Below are 18,673 nucleotides of genomic sequence, written 5' to 3'. Positions count from 1 at the left end.
GGGAACTCATCCGACGCGGGTGAGGTCGCGGCGGGCCGGCCGTCGCACACTCGTGCTGTACCGTCAGCCCACCGTTCGGAGGACCGGATGACACCCCAGGACGCGCCGAAACGTACATTGCTGTCGCGTATAACGGTGAACCAATGGCTGGCAGTCGTCCTGATCGTGCTGGCCGCGGTGTTCATCGCGCAGAACCGCAACCGAGTGGATATCAATTTCCTGCTGGTCACCGTCCGCTCGCCGATGTGGTTGATCCTGCTGATCATGTTCCTGGTCGGCGCGGTCGCGGGTCTGCTGATCAAGCGCCGGGGCCGCCGCTGAAACGAAGGCCGGTCGCAGATCGTCTCCCTCGGGGCGCAGCCGACCGATTCGGGGTCCCGGGTCACCGCACCGAGTCCGCAGCTCCTGGGGAACGCGGTGGTTCAGTCGTCGCGGCGGCGACACTCGCATAGACCGGGACCCGATGAGTTCCGGTTTGCGCGGCCGCCAATTCCTCCCCGAACTGCCCGATCGAACGGGCGATCCGGAAGTCGATACCGCGGTGCGCAAGGCTGTCCCGGAGATCCACCAGCATCGCCGCGGCGGTGACGTCGATAGCGGGTGAGGTTTCGGCGTCGAGGACCACCAGCCGGGTGTGCTCGGTGCACAACTGCTCGATCCGAGTCCGGATATTGTCGGCGTTGACGAAGTACAGCCCCGCCTCGACGCGGACTACCAGCTGGTCGGGTGATTGCGCGAGACCCGGGTGCCGGTGCACGTCCAGCCACAGACCGTCGCGTGGGCCGAGGACCGCGATATGCGGCCGAGAGCCGCGATAGACGAGCAGCAGGATCGAGACCCCGACCCCGATGAGCAGGCCCGGCAAGGTGTCGAACAGCAGCACACCGAACAGCGCGGCGAGCGCGGCCAGGAAATCGGCGCGGGCGACCCGGCCGTAGATATGGCCCAGCCAGTCGGTCCACACCCGGTAGAGCCGCCGCAGGGCGGCGATATCGACCAGTTCGATCACGGCCGCGATCACCACCGCCGCCAGTGTGGCCTCGGGCAGCTGTTCGAACAGTCCCGTGAGCAATAACAGGGTCACGACTGTCAGGACCGCTACCACCAGCCCGCTGACCTGGGTCTTCGCTCCGGCCGACCCATTGACCGCGGTTTTGGACAAACTGCCGTTGACCACCATCCCGGCGGTGAAACCCGATCCCAGATTGGCGGCGCCCAAACCGAACAGTTCCCGGTTGGGGTCGATTTCGTAGCCGGCTTTCGCGGCATAGGTTTTGGCCGCGCCCAGTCCTTCGGCGAACCCGATCAGTAGGACGCCGACCGCCGGTCCCAGCAGATCGAGGTAGTCGCTGAAACCCACACCTGCGGGCAGGCCGGGAACGGGCAGACCGGGGTCGATTTCCCCGACGATGGCCACCCCCCTGTCGTCCAGATCGAACAGCGCCACCGCCAGAATTCCGGCCAGGACGGCGAGCAACGCGCCCGGGACCAGTGGGAGCCACCGTTTCACGGCAAGCACCAGCAGCAGGCTCAGTCCGCCGATCAACAGTGTCCGCCAGTGGGTATCGCCGAGACCGGTCAGCACGCCCCACAACTGTTCGAAGAAATCCCCCTCATGCTTCTCGATGCCGAGCAGCTTGGGTACCTGGCCGATAATGATGACCAGCGCCAGCCCGACGATGAAACCTTTCAGCACCGGTTCGGAGATGAACGAGGCGATGAACCCGAGCCGCAGCAGGCCGGCGAGCAGCCCGACCACACCCGTCGCGATGGCGAGCGCCGTGGTGAGCACCAGGTAGCGACCCTCGTCGGCACCGGCCAGCGGGGTGATCAGCGCGGCCGACAACGCCGCAGTCGCCGACATCGGCCCCACCACCAGATGCCGCGAACTACCGGCCAGCGCATACAGGATCAGCGCCGGGACCGCCGCGTACAGGCCCACCACCGGCGGCACACCCGCGATCGTGGCGTAGGCCAGCGCTTCCGGCACAAGCACCGCCCAGACGGTCAGGCCGGCGACGATATCCGGCCGCAACCAGCTACGCCGGTACCCGTGCAGGGAGGGGAACAGCTGCGCGGCGACCGCCCGCGGCCGGCGAGCACCGCTGCCTCCGGACGGACGAGTGTGTTCGTCGCTCACCACTCACCGTGCCCTTCGCCGAAGAGGTGGGACCGGCCCGGACGCCCTGGGCGGCCGGGCCGGTCCCACGCTGCGGGCGTCTCAGGTCCGGGGGTGCCAGGCGGCGATCGCCCAGATCACCACGATGTTGAGGGCTATGACCAGCGTCGACCACCAGGGGTAGTAGGGCAGCCAGAGGAAGTTCGCCACTATCGACAGCGCCGCGACGATGATCGCCAGCACCCGGCCCCAAGTCGTCCCTGTCAGGAGCCCGAGCGCCGCCACGATCAGAATGGCGCCCAGCACGATATGGATCCAGCCCCAGGTGGTGATATCGAACTCGTAGACGTAGTCGACACCGACAACGAACAATTCGTCCCGGGCGACCGCGGATATCCCCTCGAGTATCGAGAGCGCGCCGACTGTCAGCAGCAGGATCGACGCGCCGATCGAGACACCCGCCGCGAAGCCCTGCCGCATCGGGCCGTCGCGGGTCTCGGTGGTGTGTTGCGGTGCGGTGGTCATCTCGGCTCCTTCCGAGCACTGTGGTTACGACGACTGTCGCCGCTCGGAAACGACCCCGCCTCACCCTGCCCGGGTGAACCCGCAACCGTTCACCCCGGCGCGGCCGGCGGTTCGGCCTCGGGCCGCTTGCTCCGAGCCGGGGCGCGTTCGCCGATGAGCACATCCATCCACCTGGTCGCGGGGTCGATATCGAGCAGTACTGCTTTCGCCAGCAGGGTGAGCGGAATGGCCAGCAGCGCGCCCAGCGCGCCGAGGACCCACGACCAGAACACCAGCGACAGGAATGTGACGGTGACGCTGAGCCCGACCGCGTCACCGACGAATTTGGGTTGGATCACCGATTGCACCACGACGTTGAACACGCAGTAGACGACGATCACCCAGACCATCCGGGTCCATCCGCCGTCCAGCAGGGCCAGCAGCGCGGGCGGCACCAGCCCGATGACGAATCCGATATTCGGGATGTAGTTGGTGATGAACGACAGCAGCGCCCACAGCAGGGGGAACGGCACCGCCAGCACCCACAGCGCCACGCCGTCGAGGACCGCGACGATCAGGCCGAATACCGTGGACACGATCAGATATTTGCGGGTGCCCGAGGTGAACGAGCCCAGCGCGCGGGCGATATCGGGGCGCATGCCGTGCAGCGCTTCCATCCGGCGTCCGATGGACATTCCGTCGAACACCATGAACAGCAGCAACGTGACCACGAAGACCAGGTTCGAGAACGCACCCGCCAGCCCGCGCAGCAGATTCTCGAGCAGCACGACCAGGTTGCCCAGGTCGAAGCCGCTCAACGCGTGATCGATCCGTTCCTGATCGATATCGAAGCGCGCCAGCAGGTCCTGTACCTGTGCGAGAAGATCGGCGAACCGATCGGAGTAATCCGGTAGCGCGGTGGCCAGCTGAGCCGCCGACAGGGCCAAGGCCGCGACCAGTCCCAGCAGGATCAGATACACCACCACCAGCGCCGCAAGCATACCCAGCCAGGCGGGCCGGCCGCGGCGCTGCATCCGCTGCTGGATGGGCTGCACGGCGATCGCCAGCATCAACGCCAGGAAAACCGGGCCCAGGACACCGGAGAACGCACGGGCGCCGGTGACGGCGACCACCGTGGCCGCCGCGACCAGCAGAACGATCAAACCGCGTGGAATCGCCCACTGCCCGGGGGCCGGCACCGCGGGTTGCGGTGCCGGCGGGAGGGCATCGGTCACGACATGGCCTTGGCCTTGAGCTGCTCGAACTCTCCTTCGGTGATCGTGCCCTCGGTGAGCAGCCGTTTCGCCTCGGCGATCTGTGCGGCCGGGTTGGTGCCGGCGGTGCGCTGGATATATTCCTTCTCCGCGGCCTGCACCTGGTGGGCCTCGGTGATCGACCGCTGCGTCATTCCCTTACCGCGGACGATCAGATAGACCAGCGACGTCAGCAGCGGCAGCACGATCAGCAGAACCACCCAGATCGCCTTGACCCAGCCGGAGGTCTCCCGGTCTCGGAAGAGGTCACCGATGATGTAGAACAGCAGCAGCAGGTACGCGATGAACGCGAAGCTCACCACGACCAGCCAGAGTGCTTCCCAAAACGACACGGTCCACCTCGCTTACGTCGGATCCGGTGGTCCCCGCAGCGGGGATCCGCCCCACGGTATGGCGGCCCAACCGGTGCACGACTCACCCGATACGGATGAATATTCCCGGATACGCCCTGGTAACAGGTTGGTTCAGGGGCCGCTGAGGGTGCCCTCCGCTCAGGTAGGCTGCGGCCGAGTGCGTGCTAGTGCTGTTTCGGGAATTTTCTTCGGGAGGCACCGTGACCACTTCGCCAACACTGGATCCGACGGGCCGCCCGCTATCGCGAGCCCGGCCACGGTCCCATATCCCGGTGTTCCCCTTCGACCCGGTGTCGCGGCCACGATTGCATACTGGGCTGGACACCGTGGTCGATCGCCGCAACGGGGGTGTGCTGCTGGTCTGCGGCGCGGTGGGGGTCGGGAAAACGGTCGCCGTGGCGGACTGGGTGACAACGCATCTGCCGCGTTCGCATCCGGAGGCCAGGATCGCCTGGCTCACCGTTCGCGACCAGACCGCCCTGTGGCCGGAACTGCGCACCCGGCTGTGCGTACCCGCCGCCGGATCCGGACAGCCCGCCGCGGGGGTGGGTGAAGCCGAAGCCATCCTCACCGCGCTCGGTGACAGCGCGGACCCGACCGTCGTGGTGATCGACGACGCCCACCTGATCACCGATCCACTCGCCTTGGCGGGCCTGGAGTACTTCCTGCAGCACGCACCGCCGGCGGTGACCACCGTCTTGTGCGCCCGCTTCGATCCGCCGATCCGCTGGCATCTGCTGCAACTGCATTCCCGGCTCACCCGGTGGAGCGCGCACGATCTGGCGCTCTCCTCCGCCGACGCGTCCCGGCTGTGCGCGGGACACGAATGCGCACTCGACGACCAGAGCTTGCATACCCTGATGGATCTCACCGAGGGGTGGGCCGCGCTGGTGCGGATCGCGGCGATCTATCTCACCGCCAGCTCGAGCGAGAATTCCGATGCACTCACCGCGCTGGCGCGGCCACCGCATGCGTTCGCCGATCTGCTGGTGGGCGAGCTGATCGATACCCTCTCCCCCGCGCTTCGGCAGTTCCTCACCTGCACCAGCGTTCCGGAGGAGTTCACCGAACAACTCGCCGACGATCTCGTCGGCGGTGGTGCCGCGCATCTGCTCTACGAACTGGACCGGATCAATTTCCCGATGACCTCACTGTCGCGAAGCGGAAAGGTCTGGTACTCCTACCATCCGATGTTGCGGGCCTATTTCCTGGCCGAGGCCAATCGCCTGGGCCCGGATCTGTGTGCCGACCTGCATCTGCGGGCCGCTCGCAGGCTCACCACGATCGGTGAATTGCAGGCCGCGCTGGCGCATCTGCTCGCGGTACCCGATCACCGTGAGCTGGGGTCGTTCCTGGCCGAGCACGCATTGGCACTGGTTTTCGCCGATCACGGCGAGAGCTTGTTCGACGCACTCGCCACTGCGGCGCCGGATGTGCTCACCGACCCGTTCCTGCGTCTGCTGCAGGCCACCGACGCGCTGCTGCGCGGCGGCAGCGGTACGGCGCAGGCCTACCGCGACAGCGCACGCCTGCTCGCCGACGACGACCCGCATTCGCTCGCCGGCCCCTACCGGCTGGAGGCCCTGACCGCGGCGGTGGACGCCGAGCTCGCGGTAGCGTCCGGCACCGATTCCGATCCGATCGTCTTCCCACAGCGGATGCCGCCCGCCGACCGCCCCGACCTGGACGGCTATCTCGCCGTCACCACCGGTACGGCGCTCGCGCTGCGCGGTGAAATCGCCCGGGGTGAGGAACGATTGCGGATCGCCCTGAGCCGCACGCGGTCCCGCTGCCACCCCCGGCTGCGATTGATCGCGGTGACCCGGCTCGCCGTCACCGCCGGTCTGGCCGGGTCGATCACGACGATGCGGCAGCGCGCCGAACGGGCCTGCGCCATCGCCCGTGATCACGACCTCCTGGATCTGCCGGAAACCGTGCACGCCACCGCGCTCGAGGCCTACGGCGCCTACCTGCAGGGCTCGGACCCGCACCCCGAGCAGATCCGGGTGCTGTGCGCCGAGCACATCCGCCGCGACGGAACCCCGGGTCCGGTGGCGGGCCGGTTGCCGCATGTGGTCGGCAACCTGCTCGACTGCCAGTGCGGTGACGACCCGGCCGCCACCGACCGGCTACGCCGCAGTATCGGCCGGCTGCTCGATGCCGACCCCGCGCCGGTACTCGGTGGCAGTCTGGTGAGTGCCGCGGTGTGGGCACTGCTGGGCTCGGGCGATACCTCGGCCGCGCGGCAGCTGACCGAACGGGCGCGGGCAGTGCTCGGATTCATCCCCGACACCGTCCTGTCCACGGCGGCCCTGACCTCCGTAGGAGGGAACCATCAGACGGTCCTGGGTCAGGTGGAGCCGGTACTCGCGGCGACCTCCGGCGCCCATCCCGTCGCCCGGCTCACCGGCTGGCTCCTGCACGCCCGCGCCCACCGCGAGCTGGGCAACGATTCCAAAACCCGGGAGGCCGTGGACAACGCCCTGCGGATCGGCGCCGCCCATCGGGTGGCCCGGCCGTTCTTCGACGTTCCCGGCACCGTCGACCTACTCGACTACTACGCCGGTTGTTTCGGGCAGTGCAGCGCCTTCGCCGATACCATCCGGGCCGGTCACCGGCCTCGGCGCCGGGTGCAGCATCCACCGCTCACGGCGACCGAGCTGCGGATTCTGCAACAGCTGCCGTCGGGTCGCACAACCCAGCACATCGCCGACGATCTCAGTGTCTCCATCAATACGGTGAAAACACATCTACGCGGCATCTACGCCAAACTCGGTACCCGCTCCCGGATGGAAGCGCTGCAGGAGGCGCGACGCAGCGGACTGCTCTGATCGGCGGCGGAGCCGGTTCACCCGCTCCGGACGATGTGCGGCGGTGACGCCGTGGGCCACACTTGATTCCGACGCGGCGACACCTGCCGTCGCGCCCGGCCCGGATGAGGCAGGAGACGGCGATGCGATACCAGTTCACCATCGACGGCGAACTCTCCGAACGTGCGCTTGCCGCGTTTCCCGAACTCACCGGCGATCACACCCACGGCACTACGGTGCTGTCGGGTCCGGTCACCGATCCGACGGGTATCCGCGGAGTCCTGGCCCGTATCGACAACCTGGGCCTCACCGTGATCGAGATGCGCCGGCTACCCGATTGAGTCCGGTGCAGACATCAATAGGTCTGTGCCTGATCGGCCCAGCGCGGGTCGAGCCGGTTCCCCGAGCTACGCGGAAAAGAGATACGTGCGGGGTCGCCGTCGGAGGTGTAGCGGCGGGCCGGTTCGGCCGCGAGCAGGTCGAGCCAGTAGGCGGAGTCGAACGGTACCGCGCCCGGCCCGGACCGGATGCGCGGTACCGCGGCAGGTTCCACCGGACCGAACGGTGAGGGCGCGGGGTTCGCGCCGACCAGCATCGCGGCAGCGAATCTGTAGGGCGTCCCGTCCGAGTTTCCGGCGAGCGCGAGAGCTGGATCGGCCGGGGCGCTGCCCAGCGGCAGCGCCATCGTGGTCACCGGGGTTCCCGGCGCCGCGGCGGTGATCGCCCGGACATTCTGCGCCAGCTCGCGTTGCACACCGGCGGCGTCCAGGCCGGCGAGATCGGGATGGCTCGCGGTATGCGCCCCGATCTCGTAGCCGTGCTCGGCCAGCCAGGGCAGGGCGCGGGGATCGGATTCGAACGGGTCGTTGTTGACGTAGAAGGTCGCGCGGGCGGGGAAATCGGTGTGCTCGGCGGCGAAACGCTCCAGCACCCCGACCGCACAGTCCGGGGTAGGGGCCCCGTCCGTGGTGAACCGGAGCTGGCTGCCGGTGGAATCGTCGAAGGTGAGCACCACCGGATGTGTTCCGGCCGCAATATCGATATCACCGGTGATGTACTGGGCGGCGGTGATCGGGCGGTACCCCTCGCGATACAGCCGGTCCAGTTCCGCTCGGAATTCGCCCGGACTCTGATCGTATTCACCGGCCGGATCTGCGGTCACCTGGTGATACATGAGAATCGGGACCTCCCCCAGCTCGTCGGCGCCCACGGTTGCCGGGTCCGGGGGCGCCGGCGGCGGGGGTGCCGCGGAGGTACGCGGCGGTGTGTCCGCCGAGGCGGGTTCACCTGTCGCCCCGCAGGCCGTGGCCGCCGCGCAGATCAGCGCCGCCGCGACCACCCGAACATATCTCCCCGGGTACCGCACCATCGCCCGGATATTACGTGCCGGCAACGATTTACGGTTCATCTCCGCGAAACAGGCCGGCGCGGCGGCGGGCTCGCCATAGTGGGCGGGAAGCTGTTCGTGGAAGTTGGTGTGCTGTGCTCGTGCGGGACCGGGCGGTCGACCGAAAACGGTTGGCGGTCCTCGTATTCGGTGTTGTTGTGATCGTTGTGCTGGTATTCGCCGGGATCGGGGCCGGCCGTTCACCGGCCCCGGATCTTCCGTTGGCCGGCCTCCCACCCGGACCCGTCGGCGCGGTAGCGCTGCAAGATCTCACTCTTCGCGTCGATGCCGCCGGACACGATCCGCACGCAGTAGAGCTCATGGTGGACGGTGCCCCCGTCACCGGCCGGGTCGACGGCGATACGGTCGTCTACAAGCCCGAAGGACTGTCCGACGGCGAGCACACCTTCACCGCCGAAATACCACCCGGCGGGATGACCGGCCGGCTACGCGACGGCCCGGGCACCGAAACCACCTTCACCGTGGACACCACCGCCCCGGAATTGGAAGTGACCCAACCGGATACCGTCGCCTCCTACCGCGACCCGGTCACCGTGCGCGGGCGGGCCCCCGACGCGGAACGGGTCTCGATCGGTGCGCATTCGGTGACCCCCGGCCCCGACGGCAGTTTCGTGAGCGAACTGCCGCACAACCCCACCGGGTCGGAGGTGGTGGCGGTGGATGCGGCGGGAAACACCACCACACGGGCGCTCACCACCGGTATCGACCTGCCGCGGATGCGGGCCGTGCATGTCACCGCGCACGCCTGGTCGTACGGCCCGATGCGGGAAGCCGTCCTGGATCTGGCCCGCCAGAAACGTATCGATACCGTGCAACTCGATATCAAGGACGAGGACGGTGTCGTCGGTTACGCATCGAAGGTGCCGCTGGCCCGCTCGACCGGCGCCGCCACCCCTATCTACGAAGCGCGGGCGGCGCTGCGGCAACTCCACGATATGGGCGTGCAGGTGGTCGGCCGGATCGTCGCGTTCCGCGATCCCACCCTCGCCGAATGGGCCTGGCACCACGGCCGCCCGGACTGGGTGGTGCAGAACCCGGCCGGGCAGCCGTATTCCAGCCACTACGGTTCGATCGCATTCACCAATTTCGCGCACCCCGAGGTCCGCGGATACAACATCGCGCTCGCGGTGGAGGCCGCCGAACTGGGCTTCGACGGGATCATGTACGACTATGTCCGCCGCCCCGACGGCAGGCTGTCGAGTATGCGCTTTCCCGGCCTGGAGGGTCCCGCGACCGAAGCCGTCGCCGGGTTCCTAGCGCAGAGCCGCGCTCCGGTGCACACCGCCGGCGCCCACCAGAGTGCCGCGGTCTACGGGATCGCCGCCAGCCGGCCCGACCAGATCGCGCAGGATATCCGGCTCATCGCACCGCAGGTGGATTACGTCGCACCGATGATCTACCCCTCGCACTGGGGACCGGGCGAATACGGTGTGGCGAATCCGGACGGGCAGCCGTTCGATATCGTCGCCGCCTCCCTCCGCGATTTCCGGACCGTGACCAAAGGCACGGGCGCGAAGGTGATCCCCTGGCTGCAGGATTTCAGCCTCGGCGTCGACTACGGGGATGCCCAGGTCAGGGCACAGATCGAGGCGACCTACACCACCGGGATCGACAGTTTCTTCCTGTGGAGTCCCAGCGTGGAATACCACGCCGGCGCACTCGACCCGAAATAATCGCGTAACGCCGCGCACCCCCGCCGCGACGTCTCCCTTGACGTAACGGCCCGTCGGGGGGCCAGTCCGTCCATTTATCAGTTCTGGAATGGAGCATGGGACATGGCTTTCCGAAGTAGCTGGATTCTGCGATCCCGCGGCTGGTTCACCCAGCACCGGATCGCCGCGGCGATCGCCGCACCCGCGGTACTGGGCGTGGTGGCCGCGGTGGGCGCCACCTATTCGATGACCGCACCCTCGCAGCAGGCGGATACGCAGCTGAAGGCGTCGGTCACCGAATGCCACGATATGGTCACCGTCTCGGTCGCGGGCCGCGGTGACACCCCACGCGAGGGCACCACAAAACTGCTGGTCGACGCGCACGGCAACCCGTTGCCCGCGGCGTTGTCGGGCGATCACAGCAGCGAATGGGTGGACCCGGTGGTCAACGCCCCCGCCGACGCTGTGGACCCCGGCTCCTACGCCGCGGTCTATATCGCCTACCCGGCGGATATGGCCACCTACGAAGATGCGGTTACCGCCGGGGTCGCCAACACCCAGCAGGTGATGCGCGAGATCTCGCAGGCCTGCCCGGACACCCGGTTCGCCATCGTCGGCTACAGCGAAGGCGCCGATGTGGTGCGCCGGGTCGCCATGGAGATCGGGCACCAGGAACAGCAGGACGGCGGTTACGCGATCGTCGACCCGGACAAGGTCACCGGCGTGGTCATCCTCGCCGATTCCGGCCGCGCACCGGGCGACGGTCCGTTCCCGGGTGCCGAGAACCCGCACGGCAACCCGGACGGATTCGACCAGGCCTATCAGAACGGGAAGAACCCGGTTCCGGGACAGGGCGCGCTCCCGGATACGGGCGGCGATTTCGGTTCACTGAACGGGAAGATCGCCTCGTTCTGCTCCGACGGCGACCTCACCTGCGCGGCACCGGAGAACATCGCGCTGCTGCAACTGGTGGTCAACGTGGCGCGGCAGATGAACGTCGACGCGCTCGAACGCGACGGGCTCACCCCGGCTACCGGACAGGATGTCGCGGTTGTCCTGAGCCGGGTCGCGCTGCTCGCACTCGCCGATGTCGGGTCGCAACCGAACTGGATGGCCAGTGACGAAACCTTCCTCGAGGTTCTGCTGCGGGTCTCCGAACCGGGCTACGAGCCCGGCGCCACTCCCCCGCCCGGCGACCGGCCCGCCGATTCCATCTCGACCGGCCAGATGGCGCCACTGGCCTACCTGCCGCAGAAGGTGCTCAACGAGATCATCGGCCTGATCGTGACGAATCAGAACACCATCCCCGTGATCCTGTCCGACCCCTACAACCTGACGCTGGGCCCGAACGCCACCGGCCACCACTTCGATTACTGGCGCGACGCCGACCCGGCCAACGGCAAACCACTGACCTCCGCCGAATACGCCGCGGCCTGGCTCACCCACCTGGCGAAACAAGCCCAGGCAGGCGAACCCGTGGATACGGAGTCCACCCCGACACCCGAAGACCTGGACGACGCCTACCAGGCGGCCGCGGAGACGACCACCGACCACGCCGCCGAGCCGACCGGCACCACTACAGCGGCACCGACCACGACGGGCACCGCCCCGGCCACGACCACGCCGGAAGAGACAACCACCACCACACCGCCGGCGGGCGAGCAGACGACAGTGCCGCCCTCGTCGACAACGGAACCCCCGAGTTCGACAACTGTGCCCCCGAGCTCGGCAACCGTGGCCCCGAGCTCCACGCCCGCAACGGAGGACGCCGCTCCGCCGACGGCCACACCCACCACGACGGCACCCCGTACCACCGAGACCACCACAGAAACACCCGCCCGGTCGGCCGGCGATTCGGTCGCGCACACCACGCGTTGAGAAGCCACGCGGCTTCGCGCCAGGACTGAACAGGAGGCCGGACCGGCACACAGGTCCGGCCTCCTGTGCGGCTCGCACCATCGAAAAGGCAGCAACGTCCGGTTCCCCGTCTACTGTTCACCGGCCGGACACCCGGTATCCGGCGGACATGCGGCCGCCCACCACCTGCGCCTCGTCCCCGATCGACAAGGATGTTCGCATGACCATTACCGAACAGGATCTGACCCATCTCCGCCGCTGCATCGACCTGGCTCGCGAGGCGCTGGCCGCCGGCGACCAACCCTTCGGTTCCGTCCTGGTCGCCGCCGATGGCACGGTGCTGTTCGAAGACCGCAACCGAGTGAAGGACGGCGACGCCACCCAGCATCCGGAATTCGCGATCTCCCGATGGGCCGCCGGGCATCTGGCCCCGGAAGAGCGCGCCGCCGCCACCGTCTACACCTCTGGCGAGCACTGTCCGATGTGCTCCGCAAGTCACGGCTGGGTCGGGTTGGGGCGCATCGTCTACATCACTTCCAGCAGTCAGTTCAGGGCCTGGCTGCGCGAATGGGGTGTCCCTGCGGCGCCGGTCGCCGCGCTGCCGATCGGCGACATCGTCCCGGGCGCAGTCACCGACGGGCCTGTCGAGGAACTGGTCGCGGAGGTCGAAGAGTTGTATCGCGCATGCTTCGCCCAGCAACGCTCGACCTCGTCCTGACTCGTACGGAGCAGCACCGCATCGCGCGATCATCTCGTGTGCTTCCTTGCGGATCGTGTTCTTGTCCGACACGAATCGGCACACCCACATGCGGGCGCCTACAGCGGACCGTGCTCCCCTGCACGACCCCGCCACCGGCAACCGAAACCTGCACGTGGCGAACCGGCCGGTGCAGTCGGCGGCGACGGCCATCGCATCGGTGTAATGGTCCACGTCGGTCAGTGTCGCAAGCGTGCCGATCCGGTAACCACTGTCCCGTAATGCGTTCCGCGTGGCTTCCCCGGTGTGGTCGGTGGACATAGGTATGCCGGCGAGCAGTTGGGCGGCGCGCGGGCCGGGCAGCCCCAGCGCCCACCGGCCGCCGTCGGCGGCCGGAGCGAGCAGGGCGGGCAACGCTTCGGCTTCGTTGCGGCACGGGATCACGACGGTAACGCCGGCCGGTGCGCTCTCCTCTGTCGCCATGGCTGCCACGCTGGGCCGGAATCGGCTCGAAACCTGTGACAAAACGATGACGCCATATCGGTCCACCAGATCGATCCGGTGTGACCGGCTGCGGCCGGGCCTAGGGTGGCCGATGTGCCGGATCCGATCGAAACCCCCGCGGCCCGCCGCCGGATACGCGGGGAGCTGTTCGGCGCGGGCGGCCTCAGCAAGGCCGAAACCGAGCGGATCTGGTTACCGTTCGATATATGGCTGCTCGTCGCCACCGCGTACCTTCCGTACGCTCGGGCTCGTCCCTGGCCGGCGGTGCAGACCGCGGGGACACTGCTGCTGGTCCATCTACTGTTCACGAATTGGTGAGGCGATCCGATGTGCATACTCGTGGCCGATGACGACCCGGTGGTCCGGGAGGTGGTGCGCCGGTATCTGGAACGCGACGGCCGCACCGTCGTGGAAACCGGTGACGGCCGCGCCGCGCATGCCGTGCTCGCCCGCACCGGCACACCCGACGACGTGGAACTCGCGGTCCTGGATGTGATGATGCCGGAGCCCAACGGGATCGAACTGTGCCGTGCGGTGCGCGCCGGGCAGCGTCCGGATATGCCGGTCATCCTGCTCACCGCGCTCGGCGACGAGGACGATCGGGTACTCGGCCTGGAAGCCGGCGCCGACGACTATGTCACCAAACCGTTCAGCCCGCGCGAACTCGCCCTGCGCGTCGCCTCGGTCCTACGCCGCAGCTCCCGGCCGGTGCCGACCCCCGATCGCCAGATCCTGCGTGATGGGCCCCTCACGGTGAATCCCTCCGCCCAACTGGTGTTCGTCGACGACACCGCACTCACCCTCACCCCACGCGAGTTCGACCTGCTGGTGTTCCTGCTGCGCAATCCGGGCCGGGTCTACAGCCGGGAGAGCCTGCTGGAACAGGTGTGGGGCTGGGATTTCGGGGATCTGTCGACGGTCACCGTGCATATCAAGCGGTTACGCGCCAAGCTGGGTTCGCGGCACCGGATCGACACCGTCTGGGGTCGCGGTTATGCCTGGGGCCGCTCGGAGATCACCGGGGAGCCCTCGGATGCCTGAGAACCTGCTCCAGATCATCGGTTTCACGCTGGCGTGTTCCCTGCCGGTGGTGTTCGTCGGTGCGCTGGCACTGCGCGCGCTGCGTGACCGCTCGCTCACCGCGAGTATGGCGGTGCTGGTACTCATCCCGACCTTGGCGACCCTGGCCGGGATCACCGGGGTGAGCGGTTTGATGTTCAACGCCGAGTTCCGGCGCACCTCCCTGGTGCTGCTGCTCGTCGCGGCTGTCACGGTTCCCGCGGCTGTCCTGCTGGGTCGGGAGCAGGCCCGTAAAACGGTGTGGGAAAAGCAGGTTCGCGAACAGGAACGCGCCGCGGAAAAGTCGCGCCGCGAGCTGGTGGCGTGGGTGAGCCACGATCTGCGCACCCCGCTGGCCGGTATCCGGGCGATGACCGAGGCGCTCATCGACGGCGTCGTCGCCGATCCCGCCGATATCGCCCGCTACGCCGGGCAGATCGACCGGGAAACCCGGCGGCTGTCCCGGATGGTCGACGACCTGTTCGAAATGTCGAAGATCTCCGCAGGCGCCCTGCATCTCGACCTCGGCCCCCTCGACCTGCGCGAACTCATCGACGAGATCTACGCCGCCCACCGCGCGACGGCCGACCGGGCGGGCATCGGTTTCACCGCCGAACAACCCCCGGCGCCGCTACCTGTCGCGGCCGACGACCACGCTTTGGGCCGGGTGCTGGCCAACCTGGTGTCCAACGCCATCGCACATACACCGCCCGGCGGGAAGGTCGTGATCGCCGCCGGGCGCGATAACGGGCATATCTGGACCCGGGTCGACGATTCGGGTCCGGGTATCGCGGAAACCGATCTGCCACGGATCTTCGAGGTCGCCTACCGGGGCACCGCGGCCCGCTCACCCGTGGCGGACGAGGGTGTGCCGACCGGAAGCGGTATGGGCCTGGCGATCGCGGCGGGCCTGGTGCGGGCGCACAGGGGCGCGATCACTGCGGCCAATCGTGAGGCCGGCTGCCGCTTCGAGATCCGTTTACCCGCCGACACCGGATAGCGACGTACGAAGCGCTGCCGGGTATCCACTGCATATTCTTCGGCGGGGAGATCGGTTTCGTCGCGGAATTCATCTGTCAGCGCGGCACATCGCCGGCGATGGCGACTCGCTCCATTACCCGCCGATGGGGGAAGTAGTCGCTGGCCGCATAATGCTGGGTGGCCCTGTTGTCCCAGAATGCAATGGAATTGGGCGCCCAGCGAAACCGGCACTGAAAATCGGGTACCTTCGCCTGATCGAACAGGTGACGCAGCAGCTGTTGCCCTTCCACCGGGTCGAGATCCGGAATGTGTGTGGTGAACAGACTGTTCACGAACAATGTCTTGCGTCCCGTCTCCGGATGGACCCGGACGATCGGATGATGGACCGGTGGATAGGTCTCCTTCATCTGCTCGAGCCGGTCGGGGGTCATTCCGCGGCCGAACGAGGGGACGAAATCGTGCACGGCGGTCAGCGTGTCGATCCGGCTTTTGATTTCATCGGAGAGGCAATCGTAGGCATTGCCCATATCGGCCCACAATGTGTCGCCGCCAGCCGGTGGAACCTCGAGTGCCCGCAGGACCGACCCCAGCGGCGGGCGCTGCTGCCAGGTGACATCGACGTGCCAGATATTCTCGGTTCCGGGGTCGTCCTGACTTCTTTCGAAATGCACCACTTCCGGGACGTCACCTTGGGCGAGGAACGGGTGCACTTCCAATGTGCCCCAGTGCTCGGCGAAGTCTCGATGCTGTGCCGCCGTGATGTCCTGGTCGCGGAAGAACAGCACCTTCCATTCCAGCAGCGCGCGGCGTAGTTCGTCGATCTGTTCCGCCTGCGGATCGCGAAGATCGACCCCGCTGACGGTAGCGCCGATATGAGGAGTCATCGGGTCGAGGTGCAGAGTTGTATACGGCTCCGACTCGTTGCCGCCGACCGTGCGACGGAGCAGCCGCGGGCCGAATTCGATTGTGTGATCACCGATTACCACGGTGCGGGACGATATCGTGCTGGTCATGACGCTCCTGTCCGGTCTGCGAGCAGCGCGCCCACAGCCATATCGATCAGGTGGTCGACGGTGTCGTCGAGGCTCGAGAGTTGGGGACGTCCTTCGGCTCGGCGCTGTTCGACAAGGGCGAGCGCCGAGATGATCATGTTGAACATCAGGTCGATTCGGGTGAGGGCCACTCGTCGTGGCAGGTGCCCCAGCGCGCCGATGAGCCGTTGGACGATTTCGCGGCCGGCGCCCTGGACCTCACTGAGTTCGGGCAAGGTGAAATCCACGGACGGTGAGACACGCGCAAGAAAGCGTGCGTAGTAACTTCCGTCCGGGGTCTCCGCGAGAAACTCGGTGAGGGGCCGGATCTCGGCCTCGACAAGGGCGCGGACGTCGCCTTCCCGACCGGCCCCTACGACGTTGTCGAGATAGGCACGCCGAACCTCATTGATGGTGCGCATCCGAAACCGGAATATCGCCCTCAGAAGCCCTTCCCGGCTTCCGAAGTGGTATTGCACCGCAGAGTTGTTGCGATGTCCCGCGGCGGCCGCGATATCTCGCATCGACACCCCTTCGAGCCCGCGTGCGGCATAGAGCTGTTCGGCTGCCTCGAGGAGAGCTTGACGTGAATCGACTGCCGACGACATGGGGCCACGATATGCGAACGAAACCGCTCCCGTCAAGACACTGTCTTAAATCTCTGGAAGTCCTGCTGGGCAATTACTTTCGAATCAATTCGGGCTGTGCGAGCACCCCCGAGAGAGGGGTCCCGCTCAGCGGGACCCGAGAGGCGGAGCACGCAAATCCGTGATTACCGTCATACTTCGACATTCTCGGAACCGACTCCGGCATCCGAACCTCTCCCTGCGCGCGCCGACCTCCCGCCGCGAGCCACCGGCCTTCCTCGGTCCTCTGCCCATCCGAAACAAAGGACAACCCTGGTGCACGAAACACCTCCACCGACTGCCGGTGCATCGAAACGACGATTGTTCGCCATCCTCGGCGTCATCATCCTCTTCTCGGAAATAGCCACCTTCGAAATCTTGATGGTGTACCCGGCGGTTCCGCATATCGCCGAGGAATTCGAGACCCTCGACGTGGCGTGGGTGATCTCCATCGTCACCCTCGCGGGCGCGACCCTCATGCCGCTGATCGGAAAGCTCGCTGACAAGGTCGGCAAGAAGCGCGTCATCATGGCGCTGACCGTCGTGTTCGTACTGGGCTGCCTCATCAGTGCTGTGGCACCGACTTTCGTCCTCCTGCTCGTCGGCCGTGCGGCCCAGGGTGCACTGGTGGGCATCGTGGCGCTGTCCTACAGTCTCGTGCGCGACATCATGCCGCGCGATTTCGTGCCGATCGCGCTGGGTGTGGTCGCGACAGGGATCGGGATGTCGGCTGTCGCCGGACCGTTCATCGCAGGGTGGCTGATCGACGGCTTCGGGTTCCGTTCGGTGTTCTGGTTCCTGGCGATCTACGTGGCCGCATTGATCCCGCTGTACGCCGCGGTGGTACCGGAAAGCCCGGTGCGGGCCGACCGTCCGGTCGACTACCTCGGCACCGCACTGCTCGGCCCCGGCGTCGCTGTCCTGCTGATCGGCGTGAGCAAGGGATCGGCGTGGGGCTGGTCGTCCACGACGACCCTGGCGCTGCTTACCGTGGGTGTGCTCATGCTGGTGTTGTTCGTTGCGCGCCAGCGCACCGCGACCCACCCCCTCATCGACTTCACCATCCTGTTCGGTCGCAGATTCGGGCCTACTGTCCTGGCGGTCGCCTGCGTCGGGTACATGATGAACGCACACGCCCTGATGATGCCCACCCTGCTGCAAACTCCGGCAGGGATCCCCGGCATCTCGTACGGGGCGGGCCTGTCCGCCACAACGTATGCGCTGTGGACCTGTGCGCTCGGGCTGTGCGCGATGCTCGCCGGCCCGGTCGGTGGCTACTGTGCCCGGAGGTTCGGCCCGCGCCAGGTACTGCTCGCGTCCGGTGCGCTGTTCGTGCTCGTCATGTTCCTCGGCGCCGGGATGCCGACCTCATTGGCGCAGGTCGTGCTGATCAGTGCGCTTGCCGGCGTCGCAGTCGGCTTCCTGCACTCGTCCAACGCGAACCTGGTGCAGGAGGCCCTCCCGTCCGAGCAAAGCGGTGTGGGTTCCACGATCGCCGGTGTCGGAATGCAGTTGACGTCCGCGGTTTCGGTCACTGTCACGGGTGCCGTCATGGCCGGTCACCTCGGCGATGCCGGTTCCGGAGGCCGGTCCGTGATGTACGCGGATTCGGCCTTCGGCTACGGCTTCGGATCCGCCGCGCTCGTCGGCGCCGTCGGCATAGTGATCGCCGTGTCCATGAAGCACGGCCGCTCGCCGGCCGCCGGCGGACTGCGGACCCCGGAAGAAACCGCGGTGGCTCACCACGCCGAACGCGTCTGACCACCCGCACCAGCCCATCCCCGGCATCAGAACGAAA

General features: G+C 67.4%; 16 protein-coding genes and 1 pseudogene. 10 read left to right on the top strand and 7 right to left on the bottom strand.

Annotated features, from left to right (window positions below; translation table 11 throughout):
• The first annotated feature begins 87 nt into the window (after positions 1-87).
• Positions 88-321, top strand: a complete 234-nt coding sequence (locus NS6_RS10335) for a lipopolysaccharide assembly protein LapA domain-containing protein (RefSeq protein ID WP_068039989.1) — start codon at positions 88-90, stop codon at positions 319-321.
• Between the two features lie 61 nt (positions 322-382).
• On the opposite strand, the gene NS6_RS10330 is transcribed toward NS6_RS10335, so the two are convergent.
• The 4 genes from NS6_RS10330 to NS6_RS10315 form a co-directional block, all read right to left on the bottom strand.
• Positions 383-2,071, bottom strand: coding sequence for a SulP family inorganic anion transporter (locus tag NS6_RS10330; protein ID WP_068040580.1), 1,689 nt, complete (start codon positions 2,069-2,071; stop codon positions 383-385).
• 150 nt (positions 2,072-2,221) lie between these two features.
• On the bottom strand, positions 2,222-2,644 hold the full coding sequence (locus NS6_RS10325) for a DUF7144 family membrane protein (RefSeq protein ID WP_068039987.1): 423 nt from the start codon (positions 2,642-2,644) through the stop codon (positions 2,222-2,224).
• Between the two features lie 89 nt (positions 2,645-2,733).
• Complete coding sequence (locus NS6_RS10320; RefSeq protein WP_068039985.1) at positions 2,734-3,858, bottom strand: AI-2E family transporter; 1,125 nt, start codon at positions 3,856-3,858, stop codon at positions 2,734-2,736.
• Positions 3,855-4,229, bottom strand: coding sequence for a PLDc N-terminal domain-containing protein (locus NS6_RS10315; RefSeq protein ID WP_068039983.1), 375 nt, complete (start codon positions 4,227-4,229; stop codon positions 3,855-3,857). The genes NS6_RS10320 and NS6_RS10315 overlap by 4 nt, the downstream gene beginning before the upstream one ends.
• Positions 4,230-4,450: 221 nt before the next feature.
• On the opposite strand from NS6_RS10315, the gene NS6_RS10310 reads away from it, so the two are divergent.
• The gene (locus NS6_RS10310; protein WP_157112685.1) at positions 4,451-7,081 is read left to right on the top strand and encodes a winged helix-turn-helix domain-containing protein; all 2,631 of its coding nucleotides are present in this window, start codon (positions 4,451-4,453) and stop codon (positions 7,079-7,081) included.
• 122 nt (positions 7,082-7,203) lie between these two features.
• On the top strand, positions 7,204-7,401 hold the full coding sequence (locus tag NS6_RS10305; RefSeq protein WP_245669238.1) for a DUF8691 family protein: 198 nt from the start codon (positions 7,204-7,206) through the stop codon (positions 7,399-7,401).
• Between the two features lie 14 nt (positions 7,402-7,415).
• On the opposite strand, the gene NS6_RS10300 is transcribed toward NS6_RS10305, so the two are convergent.
• Complete coding sequence (locus tag NS6_RS10300) at positions 7,416-8,429, bottom strand: polysaccharide deacetylase family protein (protein ID WP_068040578.1); 1,014 nt, start codon at positions 8,427-8,429, stop codon at positions 7,416-7,418.
• A gap of 113 nt (positions 8,430-8,542) precedes the next feature.
• Here NS6_RS10300 and NS6_RS10295 point away from each other — a divergent pair, with 113 nt between their 5' ends.
• The 6 genes and pseudogenes from NS6_RS10295 to NS6_RS10270 all read left to right on the top strand — a co-directional run bounded on the left by NS6_RS10295 (position 8,543) and on the right by NS6_RS10270 (position 15,237).
• On the top strand, positions 8,543-10,141 hold the full coding sequence (locus tag NS6_RS10295; protein WP_245669237.1) for a putative glycoside hydrolase: 1,599 nt from the start codon (positions 8,543-8,545) through the stop codon (positions 10,139-10,141).
• Between the two features lie 102 nt (positions 10,142-10,243).
• Positions 10,244-11,998: a cutinase family protein gene (locus tag NS6_RS10290; protein WP_068039978.1), complete on the top strand. Its 1,755-nt coding sequence runs from the start codon at positions 10,244-10,246 to the stop codon at positions 11,996-11,998.
• Between the two features lie 199 nt (positions 11,999-12,197).
• Positions 12,198-12,695, top strand: coding sequence for a nucleoside deaminase (locus NS6_RS10285; protein ID WP_068039976.1), 498 nt, complete (start codon positions 12,198-12,200; stop codon positions 12,693-12,695).
• 645 nt (positions 12,696-13,340) lie between these two features.
• Positions 13,341-13,496 (top strand): annotated as a pseudogene (locus NS6_RS10280) (hypothetical protein); the annotation flags it as partial.
• Positions 13,497-13,505: 9 nt separating this feature from the next.
• Complete coding sequence (locus tag NS6_RS10275) at positions 13,506-14,219, top strand: response regulator transcription factor (RefSeq protein WP_068039972.1); 714 nt, start codon at positions 13,506-13,508, stop codon at positions 14,217-14,219.
• Positions 14,212-15,237, top strand: coding sequence for a sensor histidine kinase (locus NS6_RS10270; RefSeq protein ID WP_068039970.1), 1,026 nt, complete (start codon positions 14,212-14,214; stop codon positions 15,235-15,237). The genes NS6_RS10275 and NS6_RS10270 overlap by 8 nt, the downstream gene beginning before the upstream one ends.
• 76 nt (positions 15,238-15,313) lie before the next feature.
• Here NS6_RS10270 and NS6_RS10265 read toward each other — a convergent pair whose 3' ends face one another.
• Together NS6_RS10265 and NS6_RS10260 are read right to left on the bottom strand one after the other, a co-directional pair.
• Positions 15,314-16,231 (bottom strand): TauD/TfdA dioxygenase family protein, encoded by a 918-nt coding sequence (locus tag NS6_RS10265; RefSeq protein ID WP_068039965.1) that lies wholly within the window; start codon positions 16,229-16,231, stop codon positions 15,314-15,316.
• Positions 16,228-16,857: a TetR/AcrR family transcriptional regulator gene (locus tag NS6_RS10260; RefSeq protein ID WP_068039963.1), complete on the bottom strand. Its 630-nt coding sequence runs from the start codon at positions 16,855-16,857 to the stop codon at positions 16,228-16,230. The genes NS6_RS10265 and NS6_RS10260 overlap by 4 nt, the downstream gene beginning before the upstream one ends.
• A 294-nt stretch (positions 16,858-17,151) precedes the next feature.
• Here NS6_RS10260 and NS6_RS10255 point away from each other — a divergent pair, with 294 nt between their 5' ends.
• Positions 17,152-18,636, top strand: coding sequence for an MFS transporter (locus NS6_RS10255; protein ID WP_245669236.1), 1,485 nt, complete (start codon positions 17,152-17,154; stop codon positions 18,634-18,636).
• Positions 18,637-18,673: the final 37 nt, after the last annotated feature.

Source organism: Nocardia speluncae NBRC 108251 (genome assembly GCF_001613245.1).
Taxonomy (GTDB): Bacteria; Actinomycetota; Actinomycetes; order Mycobacteriales; family Mycobacteriaceae; genus Nocardia; species Nocardia speluncae.
The sequence above is the reverse complement of the archived record's forward strand: the minus strand, read 5'-3'. Positions and strand labels throughout refer to the sequence as shown.

Coding starts and splice junctions, on each gene's coding strand:
- NS6_RS10260 (WP_068039963.1), bottom strand. CDS start 16,857: ATGTCGTCGGCAGTCGATTCACGTCAAGCTCTCCTCGAGGCAGCCGAA.
- NS6_RS10305 (WP_245669238.1), top strand. CDS start 7,204: ATGCGATACCAGTTCACCATCGACGGCGAACTCTCCGAACGTGCGCTT.
- NS6_RS10285 (WP_068039976.1), top strand. CDS start 12,198: ATGACCATTACCGAACAGGATCTGACCCATCTCCGCCGCTGCATCGAC.
- NS6_RS10270 (WP_068039970.1), top strand. CDS start 14,212: ATGCCTGAGAACCTGCTCCAGATCATCGGTTTCACGCTGGCGTGTTCC.
- NS6_RS10335 (WP_068039989.1), top strand. CDS start 88: ATGACACCCCAGGACGCGCCGAAACGTACATTGCTGTCGCGTATAACG.
- NS6_RS10275 (WP_068039972.1), top strand. CDS start 13,506: ATGTGCATACTCGTGGCCGATGACGACCCGGTGGTCCGGGAGGTGGTG.
- NS6_RS10290 (WP_068039978.1), top strand. CDS start 10,244: ATGGCTTTCCGAAGTAGCTGGATTCTGCGATCCCGCGGCTGGTTCACC.
- NS6_RS10325 (WP_068039987.1), bottom strand. CDS start 2,644: ATGACCACCGCACCGCAACACACCACCGAGACCCGCGACGGCCCGATG.
- NS6_RS10265 (WP_068039965.1), bottom strand. CDS start 16,231: ATGACCAGCACGATATCGTCCCGCACCGTGGTAATCGGTGATCACACA.
- NS6_RS10300 (WP_068040578.1), bottom strand. CDS start 8,429: ATGGTGCGGTACCCGGGGAGATATGTTCGGGTGGTCGCGGCGGCGCTG.